At 61.9% G+C, this 26,143-nt stretch carries 24 protein-coding genes and 1 tRNA gene; 10 read left to right on the top strand and 15 right to left on the bottom strand.

Translation table 11 applies throughout. The features are described 5' to 3' along the window. Window positions 1-64: 64 nt before the first annotated feature. Window positions 65-1,327, bottom strand: coding sequence for an RNA-guided endonuclease InsQ/TnpB family protein (locus CABTHER_RS13105; protein WP_014101145.1), 1,263 nt, complete (start codon window positions 1,325-1,327; stop codon window positions 65-67). Window positions 1,328-1,527: 200 nt separating this feature from the next. Here CABTHER_RS13105 and hemH point away from each other — a divergent pair, with 200 nt between their 5' ends. The 3 genes from hemH to CABTHER_RS13090 are packed head-to-tail and all read left to right on the top strand — an operon-like array spanning window position 1,528 to window position 4,713. Beyond that, window positions 1,528-2,586: a ferrochelatase gene (gene hemH / locus CABTHER_RS13100; protein ID WP_014101144.1), complete on the top strand. Its 1,059-nt coding sequence runs from the start codon at window positions 1,528-1,530 to the stop codon at window positions 2,584-2,586. 18 nt (window positions 2,587-2,604) lie between these two features. Beyond that, window positions 2,605-3,312 carry a response regulator transcription factor gene (locus CABTHER_RS13095; RefSeq protein ID WP_014101143.1) on the top strand — a complete coding sequence of 236 codons (708 nt, stop codon included), beginning with the start codon at window positions 2,605-2,607 and terminating at the stop codon, window positions 3,310-3,312. A 9-nt stretch (window positions 3,313-3,321) separates the two neighbouring features. Then, entirely contained in the window at window positions 3,322-4,713 is a 1,392-nt protein-coding gene (locus CABTHER_RS13090; RefSeq protein ID WP_014101142.1) for an ATP-binding protein, read from the top strand. Here the strand turns inward: CABTHER_RS13090 and CABTHER_RS13085 are convergent. The 3 genes from CABTHER_RS13085 to CABTHER_RS16180 all read right to left on the bottom strand — a co-directional run bounded on the left by CABTHER_RS13085 (window position 4,710) and on the right by CABTHER_RS16180 (window position 6,936). Then, window positions 4,710-5,054 carry a DUF190 domain-containing protein gene (locus CABTHER_RS13085; protein WP_014101141.1) on the bottom strand — a complete coding sequence of 115 codons (345 nt, stop codon included), beginning with the start codon at window positions 5,052-5,054 and terminating at the stop codon, window positions 4,710-4,712. The two genes, CABTHER_RS13090 and CABTHER_RS13085, sit on opposite strands and share 4 nt — an antisense overlap. A 123-nt stretch (window positions 5,055-5,177) precedes the next feature. Next, window positions 5,178-6,188 carry a lipase family protein gene (locus tag CABTHER_RS13080; RefSeq protein ID WP_014101140.1) on the bottom strand — a complete coding sequence of 337 codons (1,011 nt, stop codon included), beginning with the start codon at window positions 6,186-6,188 and terminating at the stop codon, window positions 5,178-5,180. A 205-nt stretch (window positions 6,189-6,393) separates the two neighbouring features. Next, entirely contained in the window at window positions 6,394-6,936 is a 543-nt protein-coding gene (locus tag CABTHER_RS16180; protein ID WP_014101139.1) for a YbjN domain-containing protein, read from the bottom strand. A gap of 283 nt (window positions 6,937-7,219) precedes the next feature. Between CABTHER_RS16180 and CABTHER_RS13065 the strand changes: the two genes are divergently transcribed. Beyond that, a complete protein-coding gene (locus CABTHER_RS13065; protein WP_014101138.1) occupies window positions 7,220-10,756 on the top strand; it encodes a TonB-dependent receptor in 3,537 nt (1,178 codons plus the stop codon). Window positions 10,757-10,764: 8 nt separating this feature from the next. On the opposite strand, the gene CABTHER_RS13060 is transcribed toward CABTHER_RS13065, so the two are convergent. Continuing rightward, window positions 10,765-12,174: a hybrid sensor histidine kinase/response regulator gene (locus CABTHER_RS13060; protein ID WP_014101137.1), complete on the bottom strand. Its 1,410-nt coding sequence runs from the start codon at window positions 12,172-12,174 to the stop codon at window positions 10,765-10,767. A gap of 110 nt (window positions 12,175-12,284) precedes the next feature. Between CABTHER_RS13060 and CABTHER_RS13055 the strand changes: the two genes are divergently transcribed. Both CABTHER_RS13055 and CABTHER_RS16765 read left to right on the top strand, forming a co-directional pair. After that, a complete protein-coding gene (locus CABTHER_RS13055) occupies window positions 12,285-13,568 on the top strand; it encodes a tetratricopeptide repeat protein (RefSeq protein ID WP_014101136.1) in 1,284 nt (427 codons plus the stop codon). Further along, window positions 13,565-13,756, top strand: a complete 192-nt coding sequence (locus CABTHER_RS16765; RefSeq protein WP_081464933.1) for a DUF2256 domain-containing protein — start codon at window positions 13,565-13,567, stop codon at window positions 13,754-13,756. Before CABTHER_RS13055 ends, CABTHER_RS16765 begins: the two co-directional genes overlap by 4 nt. Before the next feature lie 97 nt (window positions 13,757-13,853). Here the strand turns inward: CABTHER_RS16765 and CABTHER_RS13050 are convergent, their stop codons facing one another. Then, window positions 13,854-14,345: a low molecular weight protein-tyrosine-phosphatase gene (locus tag CABTHER_RS13050; protein WP_041570156.1), complete on the bottom strand. Its 492-nt coding sequence runs from the start codon at window positions 14,343-14,345 to the stop codon at window positions 13,854-13,856. A 40-nt stretch (window positions 14,346-14,385) separates the two neighbouring features. On the opposite strand from CABTHER_RS13050, the gene CABTHER_RS13045 reads away from it, so the two are divergent. Both CABTHER_RS13045 and CABTHER_RS13040 read left to right on the top strand, forming a co-directional pair. After that, a complete protein-coding gene (locus CABTHER_RS13045; RefSeq protein ID WP_228374112.1) occupies window positions 14,386-15,045 on the top strand; it encodes a L,D-transpeptidase family protein in 660 nt (219 codons plus the stop codon). A 98-nt stretch (window positions 15,046-15,143) separates the two neighbouring features. After that, entirely contained in the window at window positions 15,144-16,013 is an 870-nt protein-coding gene (locus CABTHER_RS13040) for a type III secretory pathway, lipoprotein EscJ (RefSeq protein WP_014101133.1), read from the top strand. A 32-nt stretch (window positions 16,014-16,045) separates the two neighbouring features. On the opposite strand, the gene CABTHER_RS13035 is transcribed toward CABTHER_RS13040, so the two are convergent. From CABTHER_RS13035 to CABTHER_RS13005, 7 genes are all read right to left on the bottom strand, one after another. Then, window positions 16,046-16,993 (bottom strand): RluA family pseudouridine synthase, encoded by a 948-nt coding sequence (locus CABTHER_RS13035; protein ID WP_014101132.1) that lies wholly within the window; start codon window positions 16,991-16,993, stop codon window positions 16,046-16,048. Next, window positions 16,990-19,467: a PPC domain-containing protein gene (locus CABTHER_RS13030; RefSeq protein ID WP_041569987.1), complete on the bottom strand. Its 2,478-nt coding sequence runs from the start codon at window positions 19,465-19,467 to the stop codon at window positions 16,990-16,992. The genes CABTHER_RS13035 and CABTHER_RS13030 overlap by 4 nt, the downstream gene beginning before the upstream one ends. A 131-nt stretch (window positions 19,468-19,598) precedes the next feature. Continuing rightward, window positions 19,599-20,615 (bottom strand): isocitrate dehydrogenase (NAD(+)), encoded by a 1,017-nt coding sequence (locus tag CABTHER_RS13025; protein ID WP_014101130.1) that lies wholly within the window; start codon window positions 20,613-20,615, stop codon window positions 19,599-19,601. Continuing rightward, window positions 20,612-21,211, bottom strand: a complete 600-nt coding sequence (locus tag CABTHER_RS13020) for a Uma2 family endonuclease (RefSeq protein ID WP_014101129.1) — start codon at window positions 21,209-21,211, stop codon at window positions 20,612-20,614. The genes CABTHER_RS13025 and CABTHER_RS13020 overlap by 4 nt, the downstream gene beginning before the upstream one ends. Window positions 21,212-21,260: 49 nt before the next feature. Beyond that, entirely contained in the window at window positions 21,261-21,677 is a 417-nt protein-coding gene (locus tag CABTHER_RS13015; RefSeq protein ID WP_014101128.1) for a hypothetical protein, read from the bottom strand. Window positions 21,678-21,692: 15 nt separating this feature from the next. Then, complete coding sequence (locus tag CABTHER_RS13010; RefSeq protein ID WP_014101127.1) at window positions 21,693-22,373, bottom strand: DedA family protein; 681 nt, start codon at window positions 22,371-22,373, stop codon at window positions 21,693-21,695. 35 nt (window positions 22,374-22,408) lie between these two features. Next, a tRNA-Pro gene (locus CABTHER_RS13005) sits at window positions 22,409-22,485 on the bottom strand. Window positions 22,486-22,762: 277 nt separating this feature from the next. Between CABTHER_RS13005 and CABTHER_RS13000 the strand changes: the two genes are divergently transcribed. Together CABTHER_RS13000 and CABTHER_RS12995 are read left to right on the top strand one after the other, a co-directional pair. Further along, window positions 22,763-23,401, top strand: coding sequence for a hypothetical protein (locus CABTHER_RS13000; protein WP_014101126.1), 639 nt, complete (start codon window positions 22,763-22,765; stop codon window positions 23,399-23,401). Between the two features lie 13 nt (window positions 23,402-23,414). Then, the gene (locus CABTHER_RS12995) at window positions 23,415-24,206 is read left to right on the top strand and encodes a hypothetical protein (RefSeq protein WP_014101125.1); all 792 of its coding nucleotides are present in this window, start codon (window positions 23,415-23,417) and stop codon (window positions 24,204-24,206) included. 55 nt (window positions 24,207-24,261) lie between these two features. Here the strand turns inward: CABTHER_RS12995 and CABTHER_RS12990 are convergent, their stop codons facing one another. Together CABTHER_RS12990 and CABTHER_RS12985 are read right to left on the bottom strand one after the other, a co-directional pair. After that, window positions 24,262-25,491: an MFS transporter gene (locus CABTHER_RS12990; protein ID WP_014101124.1), complete on the bottom strand. Its 1,230-nt coding sequence runs from the start codon at window positions 25,489-25,491 to the stop codon at window positions 24,262-24,264. Then, on the bottom strand, window positions 25,488-26,033 hold the full coding sequence (locus tag CABTHER_RS12985; RefSeq protein ID WP_014101123.1) for a DinB family protein: 546 nt from the start codon (window positions 26,031-26,033) through the stop codon (window positions 25,488-25,490). The genes CABTHER_RS12990 and CABTHER_RS12985 overlap by 4 nt, the downstream gene beginning before the upstream one ends. Window positions 26,034-26,143 lie beyond the last annotated feature (110 nt).

Here is a 26,143-nt window from a genome sequence, read left to right as displayed (position 1 = left end):
GGGCGCCTGGGTATTATCGGCCGGCGTGCGAACAAGTACCAAAGTGTTTGACATACTCCCCTGCCTAAAGGCAGGGGATTCTTGTTCTTGGTTCTGCGAGCGCACTTACTTCATCAGGTTGCCCCTCTAAAGCAGCGGTGCATCTCTCCCCAAGCGTTCCCTCTTTCGAGGCAGTTCCCTTTTGCCCAAAGGTACTGTTTTGCCACTCCATTCCCAAGATGCTTAGTCCCTTCTTGAGGATGTTCAAAGCCGCATTCTGGTCTCTGTCTGATTCAAATCCACATTGAGGACAACTATGGGTTCTGGTGGATAGGGTTTTTACTACCCTATGCCCACAGTGACTACAGTCCTGTGTGGTGTACTGCGGCGGTACGCTGACGACTGCCTTGTCCCACACCTTGCCGTAGTAGTCCAGCCACGCAGTGAATTGAGACCAGCCAGCATCATGAATGGATTTGGCAAGATGATGATTTTTGACCAGGTTCTTCACCTGCAAGTCTTCATACGCCACGACATCGTGAGATGCCACCACGCACCGTGCCTGCTTAATTGCCCAGTCTTTACGCTGGCGTTGGACTTTCAGATGCACTTTGCCCAGTCGCTTTCTTTGCTTGTGGTAGTTCTTGGATTGGGATTTTGCCCTCTTCTTGAACTTCCGACTTAATCTGCGCTGGTGTTGCTTTAACCTCCTTTCACTACGCCTCAAAAACTTAGGATACTCTACAGGGTTGCCGTTCTGGTCGGTGTAGAAAGCCTTCAAGCCCAAGTCAATGCCAATCACATTGCCTGTGTATGCTCCCTGCTCTTTGCGCTCCACATCCAGGCAGAACTGAGCATAGTACCCATCTGCCCTGCGTATCACCCGCACCCGATTGATTTTGGAGTTTAGGATATGGTGTCTTGCCTCACCATTGCAGTACAGAGCAAAAGCACCAGCATTGAAGCCATCGGTGAACGAGATAGTCATCCCATCCCCTGACAGCTTCCAGCCAGATACCTTGTATTCCACAGAACGGCAATGCTTCTTGAACTTGGGATACCCTTTCCTGACCGCCTTGTTTCTGCAGTTGGTATGGAACCGGGAAATGGAAGCCCAAGCTCGCTCTGCACTTGCCTGCCTTGCCGCTGAGTTTAACTTCCTGGCAAAGTCAAACTCTTTGGCCAGGTCTTTGCAGTGGGCATAGAGAACAGCTTTGTTGACGCTCTTGTTGTCCATCCAGTACCGCACACATTTGTTTCTGACAAACTGTGCGGTACGGATGGCTTCATCCAGAGCCTGATACTGCTCTGCTGTCCCGTTGAGTAGCTTGGCTTCCATGACTCTCATACTGCTATTTTATCACAGGTTTGGCTTGATAAAACAGCGTGCGCCTTATATCCCTGCCCTAAAGTGCAGGGCTTTACGGCGTTTTTTCGGTAAACTTTCTCACGCACGGGTGACTTGGCGCGCTCCGGCGAGTTGCGTATAGTCCCTCGTGCCCTACCCCCGCGGCTGCCTGCGTTGATTTCTCCGGGAATTCATCACCAATGAACATTCGACCTTTCAAGCGTCCCCAACCTGTGCGCCTGGGTGTTTTGCTGCTCAACCTGGGCGGGCCGGAAAAGCTGGCCGATGTTGAGCCCTTTCTGCGGAATCTCTTTTCTGACCCTTCCATCATCCGTCTGCCCATTCCTGCGCTCCAGCGGCCGTTTGGCTGGTTGATTGCCCGGCTGCGCCGGGGCAAATCCCGGCGGTTGTATGAGAAAATTGGCGGTGGCTCGCCACAGCGGCGTATCACCACTGAGCAGGCTGCGGCGTTGCAGGATGAACTGGCCTGCCAGGGGGTTCAGGCGCGCGTGTATGTCGGGATGGTGTGCTGGCATCCGTTGATTGAAAGCACGTTTCAGCAGGTGCTCCAGGACCGCATCACGCACCTCGTTGTGCTGCCCCTGTTTCCCCATTTTTCCGTGACCACCACGGGAGCGGCTGCCAAAAAGCTCATTCGCTGCTTTGACCAGCACGGTGGCGTCCGGGAGATGCGGCGCAGCTACGTGACACATTATGAGACCGAGCCGGGCTACATTGCGGCGCTGACCGATCTCATCGCGGAAGAAATGCGCCGGTTTCCCGACCCGCGCCCGGAAGCGATTCAGTTGTTGTTCAGCGCGCACAGCATTCCGACCAAGTATGTTGAGCGGGGCGATCCCTACCTGCGGCACCACGAGCGGACCATTGCCGCCGTCATGACGGCGCTTGAGCGGCGGCTTGGGACGCGGCCGCCACATCGGCTCTCCTTTCAGAGCAAGGTCGGCCCGGTACGTTGGCTGGAACCCTCCACGGAAGACACCCTGCGGCGGCTGGCAGGCGAAGGCCACGAACAGGTGTTGACTGTTCCCATCAGCTTTGTTTCCGAGCACATCGAAACACTGTACGAACTCGACATCCAGTACCAGGCGCTGGCCCAGGAGGTCGGCATTCCCCATTTCCGCCGTGTTCCGGCACTCAACTGCCACCGCGCTTTCATCCGTGGTCTGGCCGGGTTGGTCCGCGCGCGTCTGGCGGCAGGCTATCCGTTGCAGGCGACGGAACAGGCGGCCAGGGGGTAAACCAGGGCGGTACTCGTCATGGAACGCCTGCTTGTCATTGATGATGACACCGAACTCTGTGAACTCGTGGTGGAGTACCTGACGGCTGAAGGGTTTGCCGTCGAAGTCGTTCACGATGGCGAGTCGGGAGTGAGGCGGGCGACGAGCGAACCGTATGCGCTCATCATTCTTGACGTGATGCTTCCCCGGCTGGATGGTTTCGAGACGCTTAAGCGGATTCGGTCCGTGTCGCACGTGCCAACCCTGATGCTGACGGCGCGCGGCGACGATGTGGACCGCATCGTGGGCCTCGAAATCGGTGCGGACGACTATCTTTCCAAACCTTTCAATCCCCGTGAACTGCTGGCGCGCATCCGGGCCATTCTGCGGCGGACCAAACCGGAGTTGCTGGCTGAAAAACTGGTTGTCGGGGATGTCGAACTGGACTTTGGTTCCCGCAGCGTCCGCAAGCAGGGACAGGTGATACCTATAACCTCGGTTGAGTTTGACCTGCTGACGGTGTTGTTGCAACACGCCGGCCAGATTGTCTCGCGCGATGATCTTTCGCTGCGGGCGCTGGGAAGGTCGTTTCATCCGCTCGACCGCAGCGTGGATATGCACATCAGCAACCTGCGCAAGAAACTCGGCCCCCACGCCGATGGCAGCGAGCGCATCAAGTCCGTCCGTGGCGTCGGGTATCTGTATGCCGTATGTCCACCGGCGGGAACGCCTGCGTCTTCTGCCTAGCGCTTCATTATGCGCACCCTGTTCATCAAGATTTTCCTGTGGTTCTGGCTGGCGATGGCCGGGCTGACGGTTCTGGTCACGGCGGTCAGCTCCCTGACGGCTTCCGATGTCGTCTGGCCTGGCCGCCGGACCCTGACCGCCGCGACAACCCTGTATGCCGAAACGGCCGTGCTGCTCTACGAACAACAGGGGCCGGAAGCCGTTGCCGGTTACTTCCGGCGGGTGATGGAAACGTCCAAGTTGCAAGCCGCACTGCTCGATGAACAGGGACAGCCGCTTGTGGGTACGATGCCGCCAGCGTGGCCGATGAGTCCTGACGGCAAGCGCCGCGAGGAATTTGCCATCGTGGAAAGCCGAACCTTCCTGCTGCGGACAGTGGAAGGTGCCAGCGGCCGGCGCTACCTGCTGGCGACCGTGTTTGACCGGAATCTGCTCCCCATGCCGCCCTTCTGGACGCGGGCGCGCGTTATCCGCCTGTCTGTCCTTGTGCTGGGAAGTGGCATCGTCTGCTACGGGCTGGCCTGGTATCTGACCCGTCCCATCGGCCGCCTGCGCCAGGCGGCCCAACGGCTGGCGGCCGGCGATCTGACGGCCCGTACCGGAGCGCGGCTGGGGCGGCTGACGGATGAAATTGGCGGTCTGGCGCGCGACTTCGACGCGATGGCTGAACGCATTGAAGCCCTGGTAACAGCCCAGCGCCGGCTTTTCGGGGATATTTCACACGAACTGCGCTCACCGCTGGCACGCCTGCGGCTGGCGCTTGAACTCGCCCAACGCAAGGCCGGCCCTGAAGCCCAGTTGCACCTGGCACGTATCGAGCGGGAGTCCGAGCGGCTGGATGAACTCGTCGGGCAACTGCTGGCGCTGTCGCGGCTGGAAAGCACGGCGTCCCTGGATGCGACCCAGTGGCTGGATGTGGCGGCGCTGACCCAGCAGGTGGCTACGGACGTGGATTTTGAAGCCCAGGCCGCTGACCGGACCGTGCAGTGCCGCATTCTGACCGATGACGCCCACCGGCCCATTCTCGGCGATGCCGAACTCCTGCGCCGTGCCCTGGAAAACATCATGCGCAATGCCGTACGCCACACGCCACCGTCATCCTGTGTCGAAGTCGAGGTCAGGGCTGTTCCCGACCGGCTTCACATCACGGTTCGGGACTACGGCAAAGGCGTCCCACCGGAGGCGCTGGAGGACATTTTCAAGCCTTTCTACCGGGTCGAAACCGCCCGTGACCGGGCCAGCGGAGGCGTCGGTCTGGGGCTGGCCATTGCCGCGCGCGCGGCGGCGCTGCACGGCGGGCAAATCCGGGCTGAGAATCTCCCGGATGGCTTTCAGGTTACGCTGACGCTTCCGGCGATCCCGGCAGGCGGGACGCCCACGCTCCAGGACGCTTCCGGTTAGTTGGTGTCCTGATGGCGGAGAATTTCAACATCGAACCGGATGACCAGGCCATCCTCGACCAACTCGTCTATGAGGGGAAGCAGACTGGCAATCCGCTCCGGTATGTCAATCACTGTCACCACCAACGGGAGGTCGGTTGCGCCGCCGAGCCGGTCGGCCGCCCGGATTTGCCCACTCAGTCCGAAACCGGCAATGCCGCGCGTCACCGTCACTCCTGCCACGCCGGCCAGGCGCAGACGGTGAACGAGCACCCGATAGAGTGGTTCGGTTTCCCACATGTCGTCGTCACCAATGAAGATTTGCAGGGCCTGTGCCGTGCCTTCAAGCTTGCGTGCTGCCATGACCAGATCGCATTCCGTGAACTACGCTGGAGTCAGGGTGTGCCAATGTGGCCGAAGACAAAAACAAAAGGCAAGCCGAAGGTGAGCCGGCTTGCCGGGTGTCCGGTGTCGCTGGTCGCGGTTTCAACTTGTCGCGTGAAACTTGACCATCCGCAGTTGCCAGTAAGCCGTCAGGTCTTTACAGCCGAAATGGCCATACGGAGCCGACGAAAAACTGCGCTCGCCGGTCTGGCCCGGAATGCGGCAGGTGTTGCGGCCATACACCAGACAGCCATAGCCGATGACCTCATCCACACTTGACCAGATCGAGTAGCGATAGGCCCCTTCGTAACCGGTGCTGGAGTTCAGTTCGGTGAGAAAAGCCGATACGCCATACGGCCCGAACCCACCCAGCAGGTAGCCCGGATAAAACCCATTCGTGTTGCCACAGGTCGGCGTGGTTGGGCCGGAGAGATAGCAGGTGGCCAGCCCTTGGTTGCCGCCGGCAATCCCCACGAAGGTGTCCACGATGGAAGTCAGGCTTGGGCCGAGGTTATAGCTCCCACCGGCCAGCGCATCAGAAGCCGGGCCGCCCTTGATGGCCTTGCGGGCCAGCGTCACGCCCATCGAGTGCGCGATGATGTCCACCTTGGCCGCTCCGGTGTACTGCCTGACCGCCTGGATGAAAGCACGCAGCCGGGTGAGGTGTTCGCGCGAGTGGTACTGCTGCGCCGAAAAGAGGGCATTGGCCGGACCCCAGGTGGTGGCATACAGCTCACTTGTCTTGTAGCCCTGCGAGAGAAAGTACTGAATCGAGGCGTTCCAGCCGGTTTGACCCGGAACGCCCGTGCCCACGGCTTTGTCGGAGTTGCCGTGAATGAAGATGACCGGCTGGTTGACGACCGTATCGGCATCATTCTGCCGTCCGCCATAACTGCCCCCGGCCAGGTCGGCCCGGGCAAAATCAAAACTTCCGTAACCGTTGGCGACAAGCCAGTTGCGGAAATGGGGTGTGATACCTGAAGTGGAAACCTGGGCGGCCGCTGGTGCGGTGGCTTTGCCCCCGGCGTCGGCCGGCAGCCATAACAGCCCGAAGAACGCGCCGAGGAAGAAGCTTGCTGCCCACAGGCGGCGCGGCAACGACACGTGATACATGGCTTTTCCGAAAGTTGGAGTAAAACTGCCCTGACAGCGTGAAAGCAGGATGTGGCGCAACGGCGAAATTACAGAAGCGTCAGCTTATCCGCCACACCGGATGGTGGCAATACCCACCACGGTGCGTCAGGAGGGACAACCGGGAAGCGAGGACTTCCCGGCTGCTGATACCGTCCCCGCCGGGATCGGCGTTTGATGCCGGCCCCTACTCCCGCATGTACTTCTGAAACTCCTTGGCGAAGTACACGAACGTTTTCATCCATTCCTTGACGTTCTGTTCCGTCACGCCGCCCGTCAGTTCGTAGTCGCTTTCGAGTACCGGATCGTTGTCGTTGTCGAGGTAGGCTTTGGCAAACCGCTTGACGCGGTTCCATTCATTGATGCGATTGAGCGTCATGGGCTGTCCGCCCCAGACAGCGGCCAGCAGGAGGCTTTTGTCGCGTTTGACAAGCCGCATCTTCAGACCGTCTGTAAGCTCGATGAGGTAGGTGTTGTTGTCCAGTTCACGCCACTTCACGTCAGTGAACGAGCGAAGGATGCGCTCGAGGCGTGTTGTCGTCATCACATCAAAAACTTCAACCTGTTGGGGTGATGCGGATGAAACCGGTTTGCCAACAGCGGCCAAAGCCGTCGGTGACAACAGGGGAGCACCAGCGAGCAGCACCAAGGCCAGCCCCAGCCGCAACGTCTTTCGTCCGGGCGGGACGTGCGTGGGGGAAGCCGGGAGTGTTTTGTCATCAAATGTCATTGTGAGGGTCCTTCAAATGGAATCAAGGCACTGGACGGTTGACAGGACAATGAACAACCTGGGCCAGTCGTGACGGAGGGGCTGGATGCCGGGCATCATACGCAAGTCCCAGAACCTAAGAAAACAGTTGACAAGACTTGGACTGATGCATTCGCTATAGGGTGCATTTATGAGCACATCCGGGCTTCCGTCTGATTTCCCTGCGTCATCCAAAACACCCTTGAGTGGCATCCAAAGTTTCCCTGAAAACAAAAAACCTGTTTTTCAAACCGAGGCTATTTCCATGAACTCCCTCATCACTTGCTCACAACGGCGGTGCCTTGCGTGGCTGTTCCTGGGGCTGTGGCTTCTCCTGCACGCACTGTCGCCCTGGGTTGGGTGGCAGGCCCAAGCGCAGACGACGACCGGCACCATTCTCGGCACGGTTATTCAGCGCGACGCCACGCCCGTCCCCGGGGCCATCGTCCGTATTCTCAACAAGGTCAACGGCCTGACCCGTACAGCGCGGACGGACGCCCGTGGTGTCTATCGTTTCGACCTGATTTTGCCGGGGCTGTATGACATTCGCGCCCAGGCCGACGGCTTCCGGGAAAACGCCATCGAGAACTTCATCGTCGAGGTCAACCGGGAGAAAATCATCCAGCCCCCCCCGATCATCCTGGAGCCACCAACCGCCCCTGCGCCTGCACCGACGCCGTCACCGACGGTGCCTGGCCAGCCGCCCGCGCCGACACCTGGGACAACCCAGGCCAACATTGCCGATGCGGCCCTGCGCGGCAGTGCCACGGCCGAGTTCATCCTGGCGCTGCCGCTGCGCGGCATCCGCAACTTCGACACCTTCGCGTTGCTGGCGCCAGGCGTGGCGCCGCCACCCTCCTTCTTTGGCGTCAATGGGCCGGGCATCGGGCCCAATGTGGGTGGGGGGGAGTTTGTGGTCAATGGCATTCGGGCGCGCGGCAACAACTTCACCATTGACGGCGCCGACAACAATGACCAGGACGTGGGCGGGCGGCGGCGCGGTTACGTCGCCACGGCACCCCAGCCCATTGAGAGTCTCCGGGAATTTCAGATCACCACCCTGCTGGCCGATGCCGAAAGCGGGCGCAACGGCGGCGGGCAGATCAACGTCGTCTCGCGTACCGGTGAGAACGAGTTTCACGGCAACGTGTACTCGTTTTTCAACGACGTCCGGCTCAATGCGCGCGATGCCTTTGATTTTCGCGCCGGCTCGGTACGGATTGGCAAGCCGGCCTTCACCCGTCACCAGTCAGGGGCTACGCTGGGTGGCCCCTTCCGGCAAAACCGCTGGCACTTTTTCACGGCGTTTGAGCGGATTGGCGTCAATCGCACCCAGGCGACACACTTTGCCGTCCCGACGGCCGCTGAGCGGGCGGCGGCGCTGGCCATCGGCCGCGTTCCCAGCCTGCTGGGGCGCGATCTGCTCGATCTGTACCCCCTGCCCAACAATCCGGGCGGCCCGCACGGCGTCAATACCCTGACGCAGTTCCTGGCGGGTAACGGCGCGGCGACGCTGTTTTCATTTCGGAGTGACTACCAGTTCAGCCCGTTTGACCGTCCGACGCTGTTTACGGCGCGCTACAACCTCAGCGACGACCAGGGGCGGCTGCCGAACGTCGGGGACGCCATCAACTCCGGGGTGGATTCCCGGACGCGCACCCACAATGTCGCCTTTGATTTCACGACCCGCATCTCCGACCGGTTTTCAAACCAGATGCGGTTGTCGTACGGCCGGCAGCGGCTTGGCTTTGACGAAATTCCTGGCAGTCCGTTCATCTTTCAGACCCGCTCAATCGGGGTGGACTTGACCGGCGATGGGCTTCCCGATGGGCGCAGCGGCCCGCTGGGTCGGGTGAATGTGCTGCCCTACAGCAGCATCGGCGTGGACCCCAGCATCTTTCCGCAGGGGCGGGTGACGAATACGATTCAGGTCGCCGATACCTTCATCTGGAACCACGGACGCGGAACGCTCAAGGCCGGCGCCGACATCCGCTTCATTCGCTCCAACAGCTTTGCCGACATCAACTACCGGCTGAACCTCAGCTTCGCGCCGGGGATTGTCATTCCGCCGGGCGGAAACTTCCGCTACGCCAGCGGGGTGGACTTCGTGGGATTAGGGCTGCCTTCCGATATTGGACAGACCTTTGTCACCGATCCCAACTCGACCCTGGGGCTGCGGACGACCGAATACAACTTTTTCATCAACGAGACGGTCCGCCTTGGCTCACGGGTCATCGTCCGGGGTGGGGTGCGGTATGAACTCAACACCGTTCCCGACACCGGCGATGAGCGGCTGCGCCGTGGCCTGGCCGTGCGTCCAGAGGATTTTCCCGTCGCACCGGCTGACCAGCCCCGCGCGGCAGCCTTTTTTGCTGCGTTCAACAACTACCGGGGGTTTGTCAACGAGCGGGAGGGCATTTACGACTCCTCACCCCGAAACTTCGCCGGCCGGGCCAGCCTGGCCTGGGATGTGTCTGGCAACGGGCGCACGGCTGTGCGGGCAGGGTATGGAATGTTCTACGACATCATCCCGCTCACCATCACCGGGCAGTCCCGTAATCTGTTCCCCAACAGCGTGCAGTCCAACTTCCGGTCCGGCATCGTGTTTCCCGACATCCTGCGTTCCAATCCGGCGATTCTCCTGTGTCCTCCGGGGAGCGGCCGGTGTGGGGCGCGTGTCCCTCCGCTGCCCGACTCCATCCCCGGCAGTGGCAGTCCCAGTTCAACGGCAGCACCTATTATCGTTGGTTCGCCCCCGTTGTTTCTGGGGGATTTGTTCGACCGCCAGAACTTCAGTCTGGCCTATACGCTGCCACGGCGGAATATGAGCGTAGCGCGGGTACACCAGGTGTCACTGTCGGTGGAACAGGTGCTGGCCGACCGACTGACGGCTTCCGTAGCTTACGTCGGCACGTTTGGCAGCGACATTATTCGTCCCGGCACGCCCAACGGAGGGCCACTCACGCCGCTGTACTTCTTCCAGGCCACGCCAACCAGTCCCTTTGACCAAGTACAGGTTCTGCAGCGGCGGAATGACAGCGCAGCGGGAGCCATTTCGGGCTTTTCGACCGATGCCGACGCCACCTACCATGCCCTGCAGATCAGCGTCCGGCAGCGGTTCACCCGTGGGCTGACATTCCAATCCGCCTATACGTGGGCGCATGCCATTGACAGCACTTCGGAACTGTTCGACACCGCCGGCAACGCCAACCGGTCGCAGATCGAACTTGACGTTCCCAGCATCACACGGCTTGAACGGGGCAGCGCGTCGTTTGACATCCGGCACCGGTTCACGACGGGCGTGCAGTATGACCTGCCCTGGCTGGCCTCCAACCCGTGGCTGGGTGGGTTTCAGGTGTCAGGGATCGTGACCCTGCAGACCGGGCAGCCCTTCACGGTGATCACAGGGCTGGACACGAACCGCGACGGCAACCGCACTGACCGTCTGGCGACGACGCAGGGGTTGGTGCTCCGGCGGCGCGGCGCACAGCAGATTGCACTGGCGCCGGGCGTCAACCCGCTGACCCTGACTTCCTTCAACTTTACGGGTCCAGGCGAGGGCCTCGTCGGGCGCAACACGTTCCGCGCGCCCGGCGTGGCACTGGTGGATGTGGCGCTGACCAAGCGGTTTGTGTTTGCCGAACGGTATGCCCTGCTGCTGCGGGTTGAGGCCTTCAACCTGTTCAACCGCACCCACTTTGCAACGCCGATCAGGATTCTGGAAGCGCCGGCCTTTGGGCGGGCCGTGGCGACGGCCGTCCCGCCCCGGCAGTTCCAGTTTGCGCTGAAGTTTCAGTTCTAAGGGAGGGCTTAGTTGAGGTGAAGGGGCAGGCGCACAGTGAAGGTCGTGCCCTGCCCCTCGCTGCTTTCAACGGAAATCTGTCCCCGGTGGGCGGTGACAATACGCTTGACGATGGCCAGACCGAGACCGACGCCCAAACTGTGGTGTTTCCCACCTTGGCGGTAAGGCTCGAACATCGTTGCCTGTACCTCTGGCGCGATACCGGGGCCGGTATCGGCCACGCTGATGACCACCCATTCACCGTCGGCGGCGCCGCTGACTGTGATGCGTCCGCCTTCCGGCGTGAACTTGAGGGCATTGGAGAGCAGGTTGGAGACGACCCGCTCCAGCTTCGGGCCATCCCCGACGAAGGGCGGCAGGTCTTCCGGGGCTTCCAGTGTCAGCTCGATGTTTTTGCCCTGCGCCTGCAAGCTGATTTCACCCACACAGCGTTTCAGCAGGACGGTGGGGAAGACGACGCCTTTGAGCAGGGTCATGCCGGTCTGATTGGCGCGGAACAGTTCCAGCAGGTCACTGGCAAGCTGCAGAACCTTGTTCAGTCCCTGGCGGGCTACGGAGACGATTTCCTGCAGGTTCTGGTTTGCACAGGCATCCCGGGCTTCGAGCAGTTCCAGCGCCATCTGCATCGCCGTCAGGGGCGAACGGATGTCGTGGGCCACCATGGCGGTGAAGTCTTCGCGCAGGCGCTCGGTTGTTTTGCGGTCTGTGACATCCCGGATGAGGGCCACAAATGCATCCGGGCCGTCGGCAATGATCCGCGCCTCGAACTCGCGCCAGACACCTTGGCACTGGGCCCGGTACTCTACCGTGAGTTGGGTTTCAGCGGTCAGGTTGTTCAGTGCAGGCTCAATCCTGGTGACGCCTTCCGCCGGGAGAATCGCCGCCAAACGGGTGTCAGGTGTGATTTCGAGGTTGAACATCTCCGCCGGACAGGTTTCGCTGGGCTTGAAGTACGTGACGGTTCCATCCCGCCGGCCACGAATAACAACATCGGGCAGGGCGTTGACGAGGGTACGATACTGCTGTTCACGTTCGCGGAGTGCCGCTTCATGACGCGCCGCGCGCAATAAATAGTACAAGCGGCGTTCAAGCAGCCTGAGATTGACCGGCTTGGGAATGAAGTCAGTAACTCCAGCTTCAAAGGCTTCAACAATGACCGGCTCGATGTCGTAGGCCGTCAACAACAGAATGGGCAGGGGTTGGCCCTCCGCGAGTTGGCGAATCTGCCGACACACATCCAGTCCCGAGCCATCGGGCAGCATGGCGTCGAGCAGCAGGGCATCCGGCAGCCCAGGCTGTATGCACGTCAGCGCCTCGCTAACATTCGACGCGCTGATGACCTGGTAGCCCTGCTGCTCCAGAAAGAACCGGAGCAGCCGCTGCTGCACAGCATCATCCTCAACAACCAGAATCGTCATGGGTGAATCGGAGCGCATATTGGACAGAATGTTTCGCTGTGGAGTGTAGCACGCAGCGGTGGATTGGTTTTTCACGTCCGAATGGCATTTCTGATGTGGAGGCTGGCGTTATGTTTCAGCGTCTGAGTTGGTGGTTGGCTGTACTGTCCGTCTGGCTGGTTTGTCTGGGCGGGTGTGGCACATGGGCGGCCCCGCCTGGTGGAATTGCGTCCCGTTCCGCCGTGGACACGCCTGCGGCCACAGAAACCTTTGAGCAGGTGCGCACCAAGGGCTTCAATGCGCTCTACAACCTCGACTACCGTGGGGCGTGGGCGGCTTTTGAACAACTCACCCGGATTGACCCGACGCATCCAGCCGGCTACCTCTACCTGGCCAACTGTATGTGGGCTGAAAAGCTCTACCGTACGCGCCGCCTGCAGGCGACAACCTACGCTGGCGAGACCTTTTTTGCCGACACGAAAGACGCTTTCGACAAGGACTTTGACCGCCGCCTCCGCGAGGCTGTGGACCGTGCCTTGCACGTGGCGGATGCCCGTCTCCGGGAGAATCCGCGCGATACGGTGGCGCTCTACTACAAAGGCATGGCGCACGGTCTGCTGGCCGCTTACGAGGCCACCATTACACGGGCCTTTCTGGCGGCCCTGAGCCAGAGCAACAAGGCCGTTGCCCTGCACCGCGAGGTGCTCAAGCTCGATCCCGACTACGCCGACGCCAACCTCTCGATTGGCTTGTACAACTACGTGGTTGGCTCACTGCCGCTGCCGGTCAAGGTCATTGCGGCACTGGGCGGTGTGCGTGGTTCCAAAAAGCGGGGGCTGGCATTGGTGGCCAAAGCCGCCGACGAGGGACGGACCGCACAGGACGCGGCGCGGCTGCTGTTGATTGCACTCTACAAGCGCGAGAAACGATATGCGGATGCGATGTCTTACCTCGAAACGTTCACCCGTCAGTATCCGGCCAACTATGTTGCCCGTCTGGAGCTGGCCGACACGTTGGTGCGCCTGGGGCGTTTGGAGGAAGGCATGGCGCGCTTCGAGGAACTGACGAAAGAGGATGCGGCCGGCCCTTACCGTGATGCCATCCACTACCAGTTTGCCGATGTGTTGTTTTCGGTCGGCCGGGTGGCCGAAGCCGTGCCGCATTTTCGCAGGGTGCTGACGCTTCCCAACGCCAATGCCGACCTGATGACGCTGGCGCAGTTGCGGCTGGGCGAGGCGCATGACGCGCTGGGGCAGCGGGCCGAGGCCATGCAGGCGTACCGGGCCGTTCTCAGGCGGCCGAATGTGTTTGATGTCCACGCCCGGGCGCAGGCGCACCTGAAAAAGCCCTATGTGGCGACGACGGCCACGGTTCCGCCAACTTCGCCGGATGAGGCAGAGGAATCCCAGCCATGACTCACAAAAAGCCCTTCCTGCCGGAAAAGATGTGTCCCGTGTGCCGTCGGCCTTTTCGTTGGCGCAAAAAATGGCGCAACACCTGGGAGCAGGTCATCTATTGCTCGCACGCCTGCGCCGGACGCAAACGCCCGGAAGGATTATCTTCCAGCGCGGGCGCGAGAAAAGGGCAAAGAAGTGAAACGTAAGCCTGATTATGCCCCGGCTGGAGCTGCGGCGCGAAGATTGAAGGACTATCACTCGATTTGAAAGCCATTCTGGCAGCTCTGAAGCGCCGCAGAAGATTTATTCGGTTGGAGTAAGCTGGTGCTGTTGCCGGATGTAGGTCAGCAGGTTGCGCGCCGCCATTTCCAAAGCGCGGTACACCAGCTCGAACCCCTCTTCACCACCGGCATAGGGATCGGGGACTTCAGCAATCCCGATGGCCGGTGCAAACTCCATCATCAGGAAGATTTTGTGTTCACAGCCGCGCGGACACAGGGAGCGCAGGTAGGCATGGTTGGTGCGATCCATGGCCACCAGGTAGTCAAACTGGTGAAAATCATCCCGCCAGACTTCCCGCGACCGCAGATCGCTGATGTCAATGCCGCGCTTGAGTACCGTCCGCTGGGCGCGTGGGTCGGGCGGTTCGCCAACCCGCATCGGCGAAATGGCGGCGGAGTCTGTTTCAATCTGGCCGGTGAGCCTGGCTTCAGCCACGAGGTGGCGAAAAATCCCTTCGGCCATCGGGGAGCGACAGATATTGGCTGTGCAGACAAACAAAACGCGAATGGTCATCGTGGTTTCCAAAAAGGTATAGGGAATATCGGAACTTGATATGGAGAGCATCGCAATTGCAAGTGGGGGGACAGTCCATCGGTTGTTGGCTGCGACGCGCCGGTTACCTGCGCTGTTGCCTTTTCTGCTGGCCATGCTGGCCGAGAGCGCCGCTTTGCCGCCCCAGACCACACCTGCACCGGAAGCCGGCGAGCGGCTGCGGGCCGCTGCGCTGCAAGCTGGCGTGCCTTTTCCGCTCAAGGCGGTCTCCCTGCGGGTATACAAGTCATTGCGGCGGCTTGAACTATGGTCCGGCCAAACCTGTGTCAAGGCTTATACTGTCGCTCTCGGTGCAGAACCAGAGCTGGACAAAGTCTGCGAAGGTGACCACCGCACGCCGGTCGGTACGTTTTATGTCTGCACCCGCAATGATCGCAGCCGGTTTCATCTGTTTCTGGGGTTGAGCTATCCGAATGAGGAAGACGCTGAACGGGGGCTGCGGGATGGCCTCATCAACCGTCGCCAGTACCGTGCCATCCGGCAGGCACAGCAGCAGCAGGTGCGTCCGCCGTGGAACACACCCCTGGGCGGGGAAGTCGGCATTCACGGAGGCGGGACGGGCAGCGACTGGACGTGGGGCTGCGTGGCGTTGAGCAACGACGACATCGAAGAACTGTGGCTGGCCTGCCCGCTCAAAACGCCGGTGACGATCCATCCCTGAGCCATCCGGGTTGACTTTCCGCTCCGTGTCGCCAAGCTTAGCGGCAGCATTGACCGGCAACGCCCAGACTCCATTCGCACGACCCATCGGGAGTTCGTATGTCTCTTGGTTTCCTTCGTTCGCTGGCGCCAGTGTGGCGTCACGGCTGGCGTCAGACCTGTCGGCGCTGGCCGGCGCTGATCGGTTTGTGGTGTGTATTGCTGCTGACCACGGCCTGTCAGAAGCAGGAAGCGATTGTCACCGTGCCGACGGAGACGGAAGCCAACGAAATCATCGCGGTACTCCAGGACCGGGGCATTGAAGCCAAAAAGGAAGCGGCCGGCGGCGAAGACCAGAAGGGGTGGCGCATTCTGGTTGTCGAGGACGCCTTTGCCTCCGGGAAAGCGGCGCTGGCTATTCGCATCCTGCAGGAACTGGGGCTGCCGCGCCCGACCGGGACAGGGCTTGGTGAGGACACCGGCGGGGGGACGTTCGGCGGGTTGTCGCCGACGGCCGAGGAAGCCAAAAAAATCAAGCAGATCAAGACGGAAATCGAGCGCCAGTTGCGCCAGTTGCCCGATGTGGCGCGGGTGAGCGTCAACATCGTACTGCCGGAAAAAGACATCGCCAACTTGCAGCCCACTCCCGCCAAGGCTTCGGTGCTGCTGGTGACAACCGCCGCCGAAACCCGTTTCAAGGAAGAGGATGTCCGGCGTCTGGTGACGGGCGGTGTCCCCAACTTGGATGCCAACAATGTCGTCGTCACGATTTTCCACGAGCCGCCACGCCAGCTTCAGACACAACTGGCCGACATCGAGAAGCGCGCCAAGGTCAACAAACTCATTGCCTTTGTCAGTATTTCCGTTGCATTGATTGCTTTGGGCCTGGGTGGGCTGCTGTTTTATGTCAAACGGCGTCAGGCAACGCCGGCCGCGGCGGAAGCCCCGGCCGCAGCCGAGGGCAGCGAGCGCAAGCAGCTTCAGGCCTGAAACTTCAGGCCTGAAAGAAGCCGGTTGAGTGTCTAACTGATCCTGCCCGGTACGGGCATCGCTTCCAGCCAGGGCGTAAAATCATCAGGCGGCGGCGCGCAGAAGTGCATCGGGCGTTTTTCGAGCGGATGCCAGAGTTTCACTTCGGCGGCATGCAGCATCTGCCGGGACGCACTGCGGCCGGTTTCAGCCGTCAAGTTCTGGTTGGCCCGCCGGCCATAGACTGTATCGCCCAGGATGGGATAGCCCAGGTGGGCGGCGTGGATGCGTATCTGGTGCGTCCGGCCCGTCAGGGGCTGAAACTGCACCAGTGCCCACTGCGGCCCACACCACAGCACAGTGAAACTGGTCTGCGCCGGTTTGCCATCCGGCAGGACGCGCCAGCGCGGCCACAGGGACGGCGACCGTCCAATCGGAGCGTCAATCGTTCCAGTCTCGGCATCGGGATGACCCACCACCAGCGCCAGGTAGGTTTTGGCGATGTCGCCGGCCTGAAACAGCGGTGCAAAGGCCCGCGTGCCACGGTCATTTTTGGCCACCAGCACCAGACCTGACGTGTCGCGGTCGAGCCGGTGGAGCAGCATCGGGCGGTTGGTTCCAGTGGAAAATGCCGGATAGGTGAGCAGGCGGTTGAGCAGCGTCCCGGTGCGTTCTTTGGGCGTCGGATGGGAGAGCATCCCCGGCGGCTTGGCGACGACGAGCAGCACGTCGTCTTCGTACACCACCGGCAGGGTGAAGTCGGCTGCCGGCAGGCGGACGTGCGGCGGCGCAACGAGTTGCCAGCGGACGCGGTCGCCGGCGCGCAGTCGCCAGCCGGCGGTGCGCGGGCGGGCGTTGACCCGGATTTGCCCTTCGGCTACCGCCCGGCGAATGGCCGTCAGGGGCCATTCGCCGAGTTGGGCCCGTACGAACTCATCCAGGCGTTGCCAGTGTGCCGTTGGTGGAACGGTCACTTCCGCTTCCAGCCGCAGCTCGCTCATCGCCACCGCCCCACGATGGGAATGTCGCCCGGACTGCCGTAGTTGACCTGAATATGGGCAAAGCCGCCGCTGTTGGCGTTGCGCAGGAAAAAGACGCCCTGGCGGTAAATCCCAATGCTGTCAAAACCTTTGCCTGTCCAGTCGCCAGCTACGGGGATGTCCCCGGCCTGACCATAGAAAAAGTCGCTGTCGGCAAAGCCGGAGGTGTTGCTGTTGCGGATGTAGCAGAAGCCGTTCGAGGGGCGGAAACAGCCGACGGTTGTCGTGCGGTCGCCATCCCAGTCGCCGACAATCGGCAGGTCATTCGGGTTGCCGTAGTTCACCACGATGTCGGGACTCCCGGCGCTGTTGGCATTGCGCAGGAAAAACGTCCCGTTGCGATAGACGCCGATGGTATCCACCCCATCGCCATCCCAGTCGCCGGCCAGGGGAATGTCCCCTGCGCTGCCGTACGCGAACGACAGGTCGGCAAAGCCCGGGGAATTGCTGTTTTTGAGGAAAAAGGTGCCGTTGCGGAAAATGCCGACCGTGTCAATGCCATCCCCGTTCCAGTCACCGGCAATCGGGCGGTCGCCCGCCTGGCCATAGAAGAAGCTGTTGTCGGCAAAGCCCGGCGTGTTGCTGAAGCGCTGATAGACAAAGCCATCCGAAGGACGGAAGCAGCCGACCGTGGAAGGCGGCGGTGGTGGCGCACCACCAGTGACATTGAGTGACATCTGATAGGTGTTGCGCGTGTCGTTGAACAGGAAGACCCGCAGGAAAAAGAGGTTGGCCGGGCCAGTGTTGGTGAAATCAATGGTTTCACTGTTGCTGGTCGAGTTGGAGATAGCAATAGGCTGGGATTCCTGGTTGCGGTAAAGCTGCATGTCAATATCGCCGAAGTTGTGCGTGAAGTTGATCGTTGCGAGGATGCGTGCGCCGGTTGTGGCCTGAATGGCATACCAGTCTTCGGAAACTTCCTTGACGACGAGGTTATTGGCGTTGACGGGCAGGGTGACGAAGCGCGCCTCGGCCCGGGAGTTGTTTGGCTCAAAGGCATCATCCGAGCCGCCGTCAAGGAAGCTGTTGATGCTGGGGGCAAAGACGGAAAACTTGCCGTAGTTGTCAAACAGTTGGCTGGGTGGCACACCGCAGGCGGCCGGCCCGCAGCTCAGCACGCCGATGAGAAAGCTGCCCTGGCTGGTTGAGTACCAGATGCCGGAGCCGCTCGAACCGGGTTCCGTAACGCCCTGATTCCAGTTAACCCGGTAGCCGCCCTGCAATCCGGTACTGCCGCCACAGTTGGTGTTTTGCCCGGCGAGTGTGCCCAGCGACCGCCGCAGGAAAGAGAGTTGGGGCTGGGAAATGGGCGTCCCCCCATCCGGGTGGTGCAGGGCAAACACGTTTGTACCATCCGGGCGTGGATTGGTATCCCATCCGGCGTGGAACAGGTTGCGCGGAATGACGCCGAGAATTTCAAGCAGCGTGTGGTCGCTCGGCGCGTTGGTTTGGAGCAGCGTCGCTCCGGTCGGGGAACGGAAAAAGTTGCTGCTGACAACGCCGCTGTTGCAGGCCGTGGTGCGGTAGAACCAGAATGCCTGCACGCTCTGGGCTTCGGCTGCTGTACTGACACAGTGGTTGGCCGTCAAAAAGAAGGGTGCAAAGTCGTTGCTGCGCGTGGCAAGGACTGTCCCGGTACAGACGGATGTGCCGCCACTGGTCTGAAAGACAATGCGCGCCACGCTGTCTTTTTCCGGTTCAGGTCCGCACATGGCGTCGAGATTGCAGGCCCCGGCTTCGGGCCCGCTGCCCTCCACCTTGCCGGTTGTCTTGACCGTCGGGGGCAGGGGACTGTCCCAGATGTGCGCCACTTCCGTCACCCGGAAAGGCGCTGTCCGCCCGGCCGGTGCAAGCCATTCGACCACAGCGGTCTCTCCGGCCAGGACATCCGTCCAGAACTCGCCACTGCCGAACGGTCCCCTGCCGGTGTAGGGTCCTGAAACGGTATTGTCAGCAGCGCCATACACGTAGAGTTCAGCGCCCGGTGGCAGGTCAACGCCCTCGAAGTGCAGACGCAGGGCTGCGGCACGGGGCGAAGTCAGGGCAGCGGCATAGCCGGTCAGCATGTCGCCGCCGGTTTTGGAGCGCACGGTGCCCAACTGGCGTGGTTGTGCCAGCCAGTCCTCCCGCACGGAACGGTTGGCGCCAATTTGATTTGGGGCAATGGACAAACCTTCAGTGGTAAAGGGTGGCAGTTGGCGGGCCAGCGCCGCACAGGTTGCCGCAGAAAGGCGTTCGCCGAGCAGGCGCAGGCTGGGCGGGGCGGCTGGACGAAGATGGTTTTCCCCCCGGTTGGCAACCGGAAGCTGGATCGCCGGCGGTGACGGGACAGTGGCTGACTGGGTGGCCGCCGGCCGGGGCGACAAGCCCAAAAACAGCGCGCCGGCCAGCATACAGATGCCAGGGATGACCCAGCGGAAATGTTGTCGCGGCATGACAAGCTCCTTTCAGGGTCTGCCGTCGGAAGCCGACAGCAGCAAAAGGTGAAGTGGGACGCAGGTCAAGCGTACCTGTCTGGTCGGCGATGTTTTTAGCAAGGTGATGTTACAGTTGTGAGCCCCCAGCTTCAGTTGTCCGGGTTGTCCGTCAGGCGGGTGGCAATGGCTTCGGTAAACTCGGTGGTGGTCGCCGTACCGCCCAGATCGGGTGTTTTGATGCCGTCTTCACCCAAAACCGCAAACAGGGCCGCCTCGATGCGGTCAGCCGCCTGGTTTTCCTCGATGTAGCGCAGCATCATGGTGGCGCTCAGGATCATGGCCGTCGGGTTGGCCAGCCCGCGACCGGCAATGTCCGGGGCGCTGCCGTGGACGGCCTCAAAGACCGCCATGCCGTCCCCGATGTTGGCGCCCGGCACCACACCCAATCCGCCGACCAGTCCCGTGGCCAGGTCGGAGAGAATGTCGCCGTAGAGGTTTTCCATCAGCAGAACGTCATAGCGTTCCGGGTGCATCACAAGCTGCATGCACATGTTGTCCACAATTTTTTCTTCGGGCTGCACTTCCGGGTAGTGCTGGACGACCTTGCGGAAGCAGTCCAGAAACAGCCCGTCCGAAAGTTTCATGATGTTGGCCTTGTGGACGACAGTGACTTTCCGGCGGCCGTGCTTGCGGGCGTAATCGCAGGCAAACCGGGCAATGCGGGTCGAGGCGCGCTCGGTGATGACCTTGAGGCTTTCCACAACGCCGGGGACGACAACGTGTTCCAGCCCGGAGTACAGGTCTTCAGTGTTTTCGCGCACAACGACCAGATCAACGTTCTCATAGCGCGTTCTGACGCCGGGGATGCTTTTGACCGGCCGGACGTTGGCATAGAGGTCGAGCGCCTTGCGCAGCCCGACGTTGACGCTGGTAAAACCGCCGCCGACCGGTGTCGTCACCGGCCCCTTGAGCGCCACCCGTGTGCGGCGAATGGAAGAAAGCAGGGCGTCGGGGAGGGTCGTTCCGTGTTCGGCCAGGGCCTGTGCGCCGGCCGGGAAGCGTTCCCAGGTGATGTCCACGCCGGCCGCGCTCAACACGCGCAGCGTCGCAGCCGTGACTTCCGGGCCGATGCCATCCCCCGGAATAAGCGTAACGAGGTGTTTCATGGGGTTGCCCCTTCGACTGGATTGGCGACAGCGAAGGTAACTTTGTCGTATATCTCCGCCAGCGGCAACTGGCAGCCAATGGAAGCCAGTGTCAGCACGGCGGTCAGGTCGCTTGTCTCGTGAAGCAGCCAGCACCCGTCGGCCTGGCGCGTGTGGTGTTCGACACAGGGCGCGGTCTGGGCCACCACGAGGTATTCCTGCAACGACGCGAGCCGGCGGTACTCGGCAAACTTGCCGCCCCGGTCGTAGTCCTGCGTCGAATCCGAAAGCACTTCAACGATGAGGATGGGGTTGAGAATCGTGTCCCGGTGGTCATCCGCGTAAACAGGTTCGCCACACACCACGACCACATCCGGGTAGAAGTAGTTGCCGGCCGGAGTCCCGACCCGTAAATCCGAAGCGTGAACTGTACAGTCGCGCCCCTTGAGGCGTTGCCGCAGCTCTGCCGCAATGTTGGTGGCGATGAGCGAGTGCCGGAGGGTTGCGCCCGACATGGCAAATACCTCGCCGGCGACGTACTCGCTTTTGTGCGTCGCCCAGCGTTCGGCGGCCAAGTATTCGTCCGGCGTCAGACGGATGTGCGGCAGACTGGACATGATGAATCACCCCACGTCCAGTGTATCAACTGGCAAGAGTTCGTGGAAATTATGCCCGGTCTGACGGTGATGATTCGGAAGATGGTTTGGCGTTCACGAGGGCGTAGCGTTCAGGGCCGAGACGTTCGAGCCGTCCGGCCGCAACTTCGCGTTCAAGCCAGCGGCGCGTTTGCGTGGCGCTGAGGGGGGTGCGGTCTTCAATCATCTGAACGGTGATGACCCCGTGTTCCGCCGCCAGCCGGGGCAGCCAGGCGGCGGCTTCCGCTTCACCTCGGCGGCGACGGCTGGCGTTGGCCATCTCGATAACGGCCGTGCCTCCCAGAAAAGCCGCCACCCCGCCGATGAACATACCGGCGATGAGTCCCCAGTGGCGGTTGGGTTGGAAAGCGTCATAGAGCGCCAGAAAGGCGACCACCAGCCCGCCCAGGGCGAGAAACGATGAACATCCATACCGCAGGAAGTTCATGGTCGTCCGGGTGGCTCAGGGCTGAATGTCCGGCGACAGGCTGGTGGCTGTCAGTGCCGGACGACGGAAGACATACCACCGCACAAGGAAATAGATGCCAAGGAGGGCAACGATGACCCCAACGCCAAGGAAAAACCAGCCGGTATGCTGCTGAAGCAGGCTCATGGCTTCACTGCCGTAACGCATGCTCAGGTAGGCCAGCGTGCCGTAGCGGATCGCCCGCCCGATAAACAGTCCGACAAACAGGCGTCCCTGGTGAAACTCCAGCAGTCCGGCGCAGATGACGAAGGGCTTGAAGGGAAACGGCGGCGGCATAACGGCCGCGGCCGCGAGCGCCACGATGTCATACTGCCGGATGAGCTGCTCAATCCGCGCCTGCCGCTCCGGGGAAAGCCGCCGCGCCAGTAGGCTTCTCCCCAGAAAACGCTGCCGCAGGCGGCGGACAAGCCAGTACACCGTCATGCAGCCGAGCGATGAACCCAGCGCCGCCAATACTGCCGCCCACCACCACAGCGTACCCTGGGCACAGACCAGTGCGAGCGTGGCATCAGGGATGGGCGTCAGGGGAATGACCGAATCCACGTAGGCCAAAAGCAGAACCCCGAACACACCAAAGCCGGCCAGCCACATGCCGAACAGTTGGAGCTTGCCCAGCAGGGCTTTCCAGAACGGCGCAGAGAAACCAGCCAAGGTCATCGGGAGTACTGGGAAGGGAGCCACGGCAGCGAAGGTGGTCGGGGCGGCAAGATTTGAACTTGCGACCCTTCGCTCCCAAAGCGAATGCTCTACCAGGCTGAGCCACGCCCCGACGTGTTCATGTTGGTAATGGACTTGTGCGTGCAAGTCAAGCCATCACATCCTGTTGTGCTCTCCAGTTGTGCTCTCCAGCGGGCTGGCGCACTTGCGCCGTCAACCCCCGGCCTGAAATCCTGGGTCACTTTGAATGTAACCTGAAAAGTAGTGGACACCGGCACGCCCGCGCGATTGAATACACCCACGACCGTCTGCCCGTGTGATGTTGTGGATGCTGCCAGCAGAAGCAAGCTGTTGGCCCCGGCGGCCCGGACCGGCCCGCCTCTGTGTGTATGGATTGGACAACTGCCCCCGATGCCTTCATCGAACGCTGCATATTAGCCATCGGTGGACGAACCGCGCTCTACGGCGTACGCACCTTGCTGATGCACGTCCGCCGGACGGTGATGCAGCCGCCGGAAACCATCGAACTGGAAATCCTCCGCGCCTTCGGTGGGCGCATCCGTCTCATTGAACGCCGTCCCGGCTGTGAACCCAGGGTGATTGTGATCAACGGTTTTGCCGGCCAGGTGATGATGCAGGGGCGGCTGGCGCCGTTGCCAGCACTCCAGCTTGAAGCCATCAAGCGGCGCATCCGGCTGTATCCGCGCAATTTCCTGGCCCATGCCGAGGAATATGATTACGCGCCGCCGGTGGCCGACCGAGACACCGATGGCGATCCCATCTGGCGACTTGACCTGCCTTCCGAGGACGTGAGTTACGGCTTTGACGCGGCCCATTTCCAGTGCCGCTTCCTCGAAGACCGCGAAACAGGCGAGCGGATCACCTACAGTGATTATGTCGCCACGGATGGTATTCTCACGGCACGGCGGGAACAGTGCTGGCAGGCCGGGCAACTCGTCCACGAAGACGACATCCTTTATCTGGCTTTCAACGTTCCGTTCGATGACGCCGATTTCACCGTTTTGTAAGTGGTTCTTCCCTATGACGTACGCTTGGCGACGAAGACCGGCCGGACAGGCGCCCGGCCACCCGGCCGGGCGGTGGCTGTGGTGGGGGCTTGCTTTTGTTCTGTCGTTATCGCTGGTGGCTTCGGTGGAAGTCGCTGCCCAGCGGCGGAAGCCCTCCCGCCGGACGCCGCCACCGCCGGTCAGCCCGATGGTGGGCAAAGACATCCGCATCAAGCGCATGGACGGCCTCGAAATTGTCGGCAAGCTGGTCAAGCTCGATTTGCAGGGCATCACCTACATCAATGCCGGCGGCGAGCAGGCCACGATTGCCCTTGAAAACGTGGCCGTGCTGACCTTGGGCGAACCCGTCAAGCGCATTGACCAGCGTTTCGTCAGCGATGCCCGCCAGGCGGTGGACGCCCTGAGCCGCATCAACACGCTGGTCAATGGCAACCCGACGTTCAGCCAGTATGACGGGTTGGTCGTAGATGCGCGGGTGGCGGTGGAGTCGTTCCTGGCCAAGTACAACGACTATGAGGAACAGACGGACTTTTTCGACAGCCTCCGCAGCGTGCTGCGCAGTTACGAACTCGTCCGGCCGCTGTGGGCCACGATGCAGGGGGCTGACCGGCGTATCTCGCTGACGGAGTCGGCGCCGGAACTCATCCCCATCCTCCGCATGTATCCTGACCTGCGCGCCACGGAGTACAACCAGAATGGGCGCTATCCGACGGACAAGGTGATTGCCTACGTCTGGAACCGGACGGCGCAGCGGTTGCGGAGCGTACGGGCGCAACTCGACCAGCTCGCGTCCAAGGCCACGTAGTCCGCCAGTCTGGCGTCCGCCAGTCTGGCCTGCGTCGCCTGACGGATAGCCGCCGCTAGCCGGGTGTGTGCCGTGCGAGCCATTCGACGCCGGCCGCGGCCCCCAGGGCGAGCAGGACGGTGACGGCGATGAGGCCGTCCATGGCGGCCCACTGCGCTCCCAGTCCACCCAGCAGGGCCCCGGTTACGGCTCCGACGCCGAGCAGCACCGAATACACCCCCATCGTGGCACCCCGTCCGGCCTGTTCGCCGACGGCTTCGGCCAGCAGCGCCAGCGCCGTCGGCGTAAAGCCGCTTTCGACCATAATGGCCAGTGCCGTGCCGCCGCCAATGAGCCAGCGGATGCTGGACGGCTGCCCCCCGGCGTGATTGAGCGCATAGAAACCAAGGCAGGCAACAAACAGCCCGCCCAGCGCCAGGCGCAGAACCGTGATGCGGCGAAACCGGTGCAGGATGAAACTCCATCCGGTGACGCCAGTACCAAAAATGACGGCGTAGCCCAAGAGCGCCCAGCCGACACCCTCCGGCCGGTCGGCAAAAATGCCGGTCAGGAACTGACCCCGGCGTTCCGGCAGGGTCAGCAGAAACGGCAGGGTTGAGCCGAGCCAGACGCCGACCATGGCGTTGATGCAAATCCAGGCCGGAGCCAGACGGCGCAGCATGGGGGCGGCCAACGCTGCACGCAGACCTGCCCAGGCGTTGGTCGCTGTTCCGCGTCCCTGTGCGCCGGAGAGGAACAGTCCGGCGGCGGCGACATACAAGCCCGCTACTGCCGAAAAGCCCCAGACGCCGATGGATTGCCACAGCAGGCTGGCCAGAAGACCGCCAAAGGCCAGCCCGCCCAGCAGGGACATCTCGAAAAAGCTCATGACCTTGCCGCGCCGGACGGCATCCGTCGCCGTAGCTTCAGTGAGAAAGGCGAGCACAGAGGGCGTGGTGGCGGCTACAGCCAGACCTTCGCCAGCGCGCGCCAGAAAAAACACGGCCACAAAGCTGCTCAGTCCGAACATCTGGACGGCGGCTGCCCCCAGCAGCGCCCCGAACACCATCATCGTCCGGGGCGTCCGGGCGTCGGCAAGCAGTCCCATGGGCAGGGACCCGACGAGTTCAACGCCAAAGGCCACGGCTGTCAGCGCCCCGACCAGCCCGGCATCGAACGTCCGTCCTTGGGCGACGAGCGCCGCCAGGTACAGGCCGATGAGCACGCCGCCCGTGGCCCCGGCAATCCGCATCAGCGCGTTGCCAAGCAGGACAGCCGCCAAAGCCGGGGTTGGCACGGACGTCATGCTTTTGCGGCCAGACCCTCCCGGATGAAGCCCAGGTGCATGGCCATGTGGCGCGTCTGAAGGTCAAAGACCTCGCCAATTGTGGCCAATCCCCACGGCACCGGCATGGAGCAGGCAAGCTGGTCATCACTCGTGCGGTCGAGCAGATCCAGCGTGTGAGCGCGCGTTTCGCGCGCCATGACCACGAGTTCGGCAAAGGATTTGTCGCGGTGCTTCAGAATCCACTGGTCGTTGAAAGCGTGCACGGCAGCCATGGTGTCTTCACTGGGGCGGTTCAGCGCGTTGGCATAGGGCTGGGGACGGGCTTCCGGGTTCTCAGTCAGGGCTTTTTCAATCTCCCGTTGAAAGTACCGCTTCGTGCCGATGAGGTGGGCGAAGTGGTCACAGGGCGTCCAGACGATGTCAGGATTGGCACGGCTGGGTTTGAGCGGGCAGGTACGTTGGGCGTCGGAAAGGGCCGTGAGTTCACGAATGGCGGCTTCAAGGCTGTGCGTCAACCGCTCCCGAAGTCCCTCGCGTGACAGTTCCGGTGTGGTGTCCATGGTGCGTCCTTGTCTGAAAGGGATGTCTGTGCCGCGCGCAGCAGGCGTGCCAGCCAGGATTGTTGGCGGCAGCACAGTGCCATCCTAGTCGGTTTTTCTCCGGTCGTCAC

This window comes from Chloracidobacterium thermophilum B (assembly GCF_000226295.1).
Classification (GTDB): Bacteria; Acidobacteriota; Blastocatellia; order Chloracidobacteriales; family Chloracidobacteriaceae; genus Chloracidobacterium; species Chloracidobacterium thermophilum.
Note: the sequence above shows the minus strand (reverse complement) of the source record. Positions and strands in the feature narration are given on the sequence as shown.

Excerpts from the sequence above, each read along its gene's own strand:
- CABTHER_RS13105 (WP_014101145.1), bottom strand. The coding sequence starts at position 1,327 with ATGAGAGTCATGGAAGCCAAGCTACTCAACGGGACAGCAGAGCAGTAT.
- hemH (WP_014101144.1), top strand. The coding sequence starts at position 1,528 with ATGAACATTCGACCTTTCAAGCGTCCCCAACCTGTGCGCCTGGGTGTT.
- CABTHER_RS13095 (WP_014101143.1), top strand. The coding sequence starts at position 2,605 with ATGGAACGCCTGCTTGTCATTGATGATGACACCGAACTCTGTGAACTC.
- CABTHER_RS13090 (WP_014101142.1), top strand. The coding sequence starts at position 3,322 with ATGCGCACCCTGTTCATCAAGATTTTCCTGTGGTTCTGGCTGGCGATG.
- CABTHER_RS13085 (WP_014101141.1), bottom strand. The coding sequence starts at position 5,054 with ATGGCAGCACGCAAGCTTGAAGGCACGGCACAGGCCCTGCAAATCTTC.
- CABTHER_RS13080 (WP_014101140.1), bottom strand. The coding sequence starts at position 6,188 with ATGTATCACGTGTCGTTGCCGCGCCGCCTGTGGGCAGCAAGCTTCTTC.
- CABTHER_RS16180 (WP_014101139.1), bottom strand. The coding sequence starts at position 6,936 with ATGACATTTGATGACAAAACACTCCCGGCTTCCCCCACGCACGTCCCG.
- CABTHER_RS13065 (WP_014101138.1), top strand. The coding sequence starts at position 7,220 with ATGAACTCCCTCATCACTTGCTCACAACGGCGGTGCCTTGCGTGGCTG.
- CABTHER_RS13060 (WP_014101137.1), bottom strand. The coding sequence starts at position 12,174 with ATGACGATTCTGGTTGTTGAGGATGATGCTGTGCAGCAGCGGCTGCTC.
- CABTHER_RS13055 (WP_014101136.1), top strand. The coding sequence starts at position 12,285 with ATGTTTCAGCGTCTGAGTTGGTGGTTGGCTGTACTGTCCGTCTGGCTG.
- CABTHER_RS16765 (WP_081464933.1), top strand. The coding sequence starts at position 13,565 with ATGACTCACAAAAAGCCCTTCCTGCCGGAAAAGATGTGTCCCGTGTGC.
- CABTHER_RS13050 (WP_041570156.1), bottom strand. The coding sequence starts at position 14,345 with ATGACCATTCGCGTTTTGTTTGTCTGCACAGCCAATATCTGTCGCTCC.
- CABTHER_RS13045 (WP_228374112.1), top strand. The coding sequence starts at position 14,386 with ATGGAGAGCATCGCAATTGCAAGTGGGGGGACAGTCCATCGGTTGTTG.
- CABTHER_RS13040 (WP_014101133.1), top strand. The coding sequence starts at position 15,144 with ATGTCTCTTGGTTTCCTTCGTTCGCTGGCGCCAGTGTGGCGTCACGGC.
- CABTHER_RS13035 (WP_014101132.1), bottom strand. The coding sequence starts at position 16,993 with ATGAGCGAGCTGCGGCTGGAAGCGGAAGTGACCGTTCCACCAACGGCA.
- CABTHER_RS13030 (WP_041569987.1), bottom strand. The coding sequence starts at position 19,467 with ATGCCGCGACAACATTTCCGCTGGGTCATCCCTGGCATCTGTATGCTG.
- CABTHER_RS13025 (WP_014101130.1), bottom strand. The coding sequence starts at position 20,615 with ATGAAACACCTCGTTACGCTTATTCCGGGGGATGGCATCGGCCCGGAA.
- CABTHER_RS13020 (WP_014101129.1), bottom strand. The coding sequence starts at position 21,211 with ATGTCCAGTCTGCCGCACATCCGTCTGACGCCGGACGAATACTTGGCC.
- CABTHER_RS13015 (WP_014101128.1), bottom strand. The coding sequence starts at position 21,677 with ATGAACTTCCTGCGGTATGGATGTTCATCGTTTCTCGCCCTGGGCGGG.
- CABTHER_RS13010 (WP_014101127.1), bottom strand. The coding sequence starts at position 22,373 with ATGACCTTGGCTGGTTTCTCTGCGCCGTTCTGGAAAGCCCTGCTGGGC.
- CABTHER_RS13000 (WP_014101126.1), top strand. The coding sequence starts at position 22,763 with ATGGATTGGACAACTGCCCCCGATGCCTTCATCGAACGCTGCATATTA.
- CABTHER_RS12995 (WP_014101125.1), top strand. The coding sequence starts at position 23,415 with ATGACGTACGCTTGGCGACGAAGACCGGCCGGACAGGCGCCCGGCCAC.
- CABTHER_RS12990 (WP_014101124.1), bottom strand. The coding sequence starts at position 25,491 with ATGACGTCCGTGCCAACCCCGGCTTTGGCGGCTGTCCTGCTTGGCAAC.
- CABTHER_RS12985 (WP_014101123.1), bottom strand. The coding sequence starts at position 26,033 with ATGGACACCACACCGGAACTGTCACGCGAGGGACTTCGGGAGCGGTTG.